At 63.4% G+C, this 4789-nt stretch carries 3 protein-coding genes; all 3 read left to right on the top strand.

Annotated elements, in window-relative coordinates; translation table 11 throughout:
• Positions 1–146: 146 nt before the first annotated feature.
• The 3 genes from BXP70_RS28715 to BXP70_RS28705 all read left to right on the top strand — a co-directional run bounded on the left by BXP70_RS28715 (position 147) and on the right by BXP70_RS28705 (position 4669).
• Positions 147–746, top strand: coding sequence for a recombinase family protein (locus tag BXP70_RS28715; protein ID WP_086597561.1), 600 nt, complete (start codon positions 147–149; stop codon positions 744–746).
• 36 nt (positions 747–782) lie between these two features.
• Entirely contained in the window at positions 783–2042 is a 1260-nt protein-coding gene (locus BXP70_RS28710) for a helix-turn-helix domain-containing protein (protein ID WP_086597560.1), read from the top strand.
• 89 nt (positions 2043–2131) lie between these two features.
• A complete protein-coding gene (locus BXP70_RS28705) occupies positions 2132–4669 on the top strand; it encodes a TonB-dependent receptor (protein WP_245849771.1) in 2538 nt (845 codons plus the stop codon).
• Positions 4670–4789: the final 120 nt, after the last annotated feature.

The following is a 4789-nucleotide window of genomic DNA, read 5'->3' as shown; positions in this document are numbered from 1 at the left end:
TCGTCTCAGAAAACGGCCGTTTTAGCGGCCCATCCGCTCCGCCTGCTTCACGCCTGGAATAACTACGAGAAATTGTCTCATGTGCTGTTCTCATCAATCAACGACTCGCTATCTTCGCCCCCGTTGACTTTCTGAGAAAAACTGCCATGATTTTCGGCTATGCCCGGGTAAGCACCTCCGACCAACAGCTACACTTGCAGACCGATGCCTTGCAGGCCTACGGCTGCGCGGAGGTGGCCCAGGAGAAAGTGTCCTCCGTGAAAGAGCGGCCAGCCCTGCACCACCTGCTGGCGCGGCTTCGGCCCGGCGACACGCTCGTAGTCTGGAAACTCGACCGGCTAGGCCGCTCGCTCAAAGACTTGGTCACCTTGGTGACGGGGTTTCAGGACCAGGGCGTGCATTTCGTCAGCTTACAGGATCATCTGGACACGACCACCGCCCAAGGCCGGCTCATGTTCAACCTGTTTGCCTCGCTGGCGGAGTTCGAGCGCGACCTCATCCGCGAGCGCACCAAAGCGGGGCTGACGGCGGCGCGGGCCCGCGGCCGGCAGGGCGGGCGGCCCAAAGGCCTCTCCAAAGAAGCCTTGTCCAAAGCGCAGGCGGCCAAAACGCTGTACCTACAGCAGGACAAGACGGTGGCCGAAATCGGCCAGTTGCTCGGCGTCGGCCGCGCCACCATTTACCGCTACCTCGCGCATTTGGGTGTCCCCACCGGCGGCAACGCCGGGGCTGCTTCCCAGGCGTAGCGCAGGACGAGGTTCATTCAGCCACTTACAGGGCCTATGGTATTTAAATTTGGGGCTTATAGCTCGTTGTTACTGCCGGCGGTGGTAACCGGCATCGTCGCCACGGGCTGGCTGTTGCTGCGAGCCCTGCGGCGCGCTACCCTGACCGATGCCCTGCTGGCCGTGCTGCTGGCCGTGCCGACGCTCAGCATTGCCCAGCAGATGCTGGCCTACGCCGGCTGGTTCGACAGCCACGACGGGTACACGATGGCCCTGTTTTACGTGCCCTGGCAGCTCAACCTGCTGCTGGGACCGGCCTACTACCTCTATTTTCGAAGTCTGACCAGCCAGGAGTTCCGGCTGTTTCCGCGCGCGTGGCGGCATTTGCTGCCGGGTCTGGTCCAAGGGGGGCTCATCGTCGGGGCGCTGGGCTACGACCTGCTGTGGCTGCCGGCCGTAAGCGGTCAGCACCCCCCGGTTCCGGCGGGCACCAAAGGGCCGGCCCTGGCGGTGGCGGAAGCCATTGCCCACTACCTGGGCTATGCCCAGTACGTGCTGCTGCCGGCCTATTGCTGGCGGGTACTGGCCGACTACCGGCGCTACACCCGCTACCTGCAGGATAACTTTTCGGATACGGAGCGTTTACGCTTCGCCGGGCTGCGGCAACTGGTATTGGTGCAGGTCCTGGCCTTGGGGTTGAGCCAACTCTTTACGCTGGTGAACTGGAAAGTTGGCCTGAGTGACGCGGCTTCCTGGAACTACTTTTTTCTGCGCGGCTTCCTGGTTTATTGGCTGGTTGCCGTCGGTCTGCAAGCCAACTACGCCGCCGCTACCACCCCGCTGCGTTTCGATGGTGCTCCTGACTCACCCACTACTCCCGAACTAGCGGCTGAACTGAACCCAGACCCGGTAGCAGACGCCCCGGCCATCCAAGCATCGCCCGAGGTCGGATTGCCAGCGGCGGCGCTTGCGCCAGAGCTACTCGTGTGGCGGGACAAGCTGTTGGCGCTAATGGCCGAGGAGCAGCCTTGGCTGGAACCGGAACTGACGCTGACCGAGGTGGCGAAGCGGTTGCACACCACGCCGGGGCTGGTCTCCAAAGTCATCAATACCGGCTGCGGCCAAAACTTCAACGACTTCGTGAATGCCTACCGGGTGCGGGAAGCGCAACGCTTACTCGCCGACCCGCGCTTTGCGCACTATTCGCTGGTCGGTGTGGCGCTGGAGAGTGGATTTAACTCACGCTCAACGTTTAACCGGGTATTTAAGAAGGTGGTGGGGCAGGCCCCCAGTGAATTGACTCGCCCCAAATCATAGATTGAGGCAGACCAACGTATGCACTGGGGCATGGGCGTGAAGGGCAAGCGGGAATTTTGTGGCATCGTTTCACTAGCCTGTTGCCTGCCATGCGCCACTGCCGTCTTTTCCCTTTTCTTACTTATTGTATCAACAGCTGCCCCGGCCCCAGGGCGGCGGCCCGCTCCTTCGCTGCCGATGCTGTTCCGCTGCGCTGGGGGCGCATCGTCTGCTGGTTCGTAGTTTGCTGGGGAATGGGCGGCGCGTTGTCCGCCTTTGGTCAGGGCTCGGCTCCCGTCACCGGCACGGTGCGTGACCCCGCCGGAGCCCCCGTTGAGTTTGCGACCATCACCCTGCACCGGCTCCCGGATTCCACCGTGGTCAAGTCGGAGTTCAGCAGTGCGAAAGGGGACTTTGCGTTGGGGGCACCCAGCGGGGGGCGTTACCTGGTGTCGGTCACGCAGGTCGGTTACGAGCGCTACTGGAGCCCCCCCTTTGCGTTACCCGTCACGGGGCTAGCCCTACCCGCGGTAGCCCTACGCCCCAGTGCCGCCACGATGCTGCAGGAAGTGCGGGTGATGGGCCAGAAGCCGTTGTTTGAGCATCAGGCCGACCGCACCATCGTCAACGTGGAAAACTCGCCGCTGGCGGCGGGCAATACGGCGCTGGACGTGCTCACCCGGGCCCCCGGCGTCACTATGGACGGCAGCGACAACCTGGCGCTACGCGGCAAACAAGGCCTGCTCGTGCTCATCGATGGCAAGCGCCAGCCCATGACGGGCACCGAGTTGGCCGACTACCTGCGCACGTTGCCGGCCGAGCAACTCGCAACCATCGAGTTAATTACCAACCCCCCGGCCAACTACGACGCGCAGGGCACGGCCGGCGTGATTGCCATCAACCTCAAGAAGGACCAGCGCCAGGGGGCAAACGGCAGCCTGAATGTGAGCTATGGGCGCGGGGTGTACGGCCGGCTGACCACCGGGGCCACGCTCAATTACCGGCGGGGAAAAACCAATGCCTATGGTTCGTACACCTATGCCGACCGCAGCACGTACCTGCGCCTAACCAGCCACCGGGTATTTTACGACCAAGGCCGGCCTACCAGCGGCAGCCAGCAGGAAGACTACACCGCCACCCGCACCCAAGCCCACAACTGGAAAGCAGGGGTGGATTACGCTTTCACCGGTCGCACCACGCTGGGGGCCGCGCTCACCGGCCAAGCAGCCCAAAGCAACGGGCAGGGAACCAACGCGGTAGCGTTGCTTGATGCCGGAGGCACCCCCAACCGCGCACTCACTTCGGCCGCGTACCGCAAGGCCAGCACCCCCAACCTGACGGCCAACGTGAACCTGCGGCACGCCTTTGCGGATTCCAGCAACAGCCGCGCCCTGACCGCCGATGCCAACTACGCCACGTACCGCTTGGGCCGGCAGCAAGGGTTGTCGGCGTTGCTCGATGCTGGCAGCACGGCGCCCGTGCTGCTGACCAGCGACCAATCGGGCCACCTTCGCTTGCGCACCGGCCAGCTCGACTACGTGCACCCGCTCCGGCACCGCCAGCTCCTCTCCGCCGGGCTTAAAGTCAGCCACGTGGAATCGGGCAACGATGCCGTATTCCACCAAACCACCGACGGGGTGACGCGCTTGGATACGGCGCAAACCAATCGCTTTCGCTACACCGAAACCATCCGGGCCGCTTACCTCAACTGGCAGCAAACCGGGGTACGGGCCACCTGGCAAGTGGGCTTGCGGGGCGAGCAGACGAGCGCCCAGGGCGTGCAGGAAGTGGGCAATCAGCGGTTTGACCGGCAGTATTTCCAGCTGTTTCCCAGCGCCTCGCTCAAGTACACGTTTTCGCCCAACCACGAGCTGACCCTGGCGCTAAGCCGCCGCCTCGACCGCCCTGGCTACGACCAGCTCAATCCCTTCCGCCTCTACCTCAACGCGACCACCTACCGCTCGGGCAACCCGGCCCTGCTTCCCCCGACCAGCTACAACGCGGAGGTGACGCACACCTATCGGCAAAACTATACGGTGGGCTTCAGCTACAGTAACACGCAACACCCGGTCCTGCTGGTGGTGCAGCCCGCGACCGCCACGAGCCGTTTCGTGCTGGCGCGCCCCGTCAATCTGGGTGTTCAGCACTACGCAGCCCTGACGCTAACCGTGCCGCTTACGCCCTGTAAAGCGTGGTCGATCTACAACAGTGCCGTTTTCTACTATAGTCGCATTACGGGGGACTTGGCCGGCACCCGGCTCAACCGGGCGATGCCGTCGGTTAACGTGAGCAGCACGCACACGCTCACGCTGGGCCGGGGCTGGAGCGCCGACCTGAGCGCCACCTATCAGTCGCCCGAAATCTATGGCTTTATCACGTCCCGCGCCAACGGGGATGTGACCATCGGGGCCCAAAAAAGTCTGTTGAAAGGCCAGGGCACCCTGAAGGTCAACGTCACCGATGTGCTGTACACCAACCGGAATATTGCCACCTCCACGTACGATAATTACGTGGATCATTTTACCCAAAGCCGGGATTCCCGGGTAGCGACCCTTTCGTTCAGCTACCGCTTGGGTAGCAACCAAGTGGCCGCCAACCGCCGTACGGACGGCGCGGAGGAGGAAAAGCGGCGCGCCGGCGGCCAGTAAGCCCCCTGAGCCATCAGCGCAGCAATAGCCTGACAACCCGTCTCTTGTTCAGGCCGGGGGCTTGTTGTGTACGCCACTCTTCCTTCTCCGCCAGCCAGTGGCGGAGCAACTTGGCTTCGT

It is taken from the genome of Hymenobacter crusticola (assembly GCF_002154225.1).
Taxonomy (GTDB): domain Bacteria; phylum Bacteroidota; class Bacteroidia; order Cytophagales; family Hymenobacteraceae; genus Hymenobacter; species Hymenobacter crusticola.
Note: the sequence above shows the minus strand (reverse complement) of the source record. Positions and strands in the feature narration are given on the sequence as shown.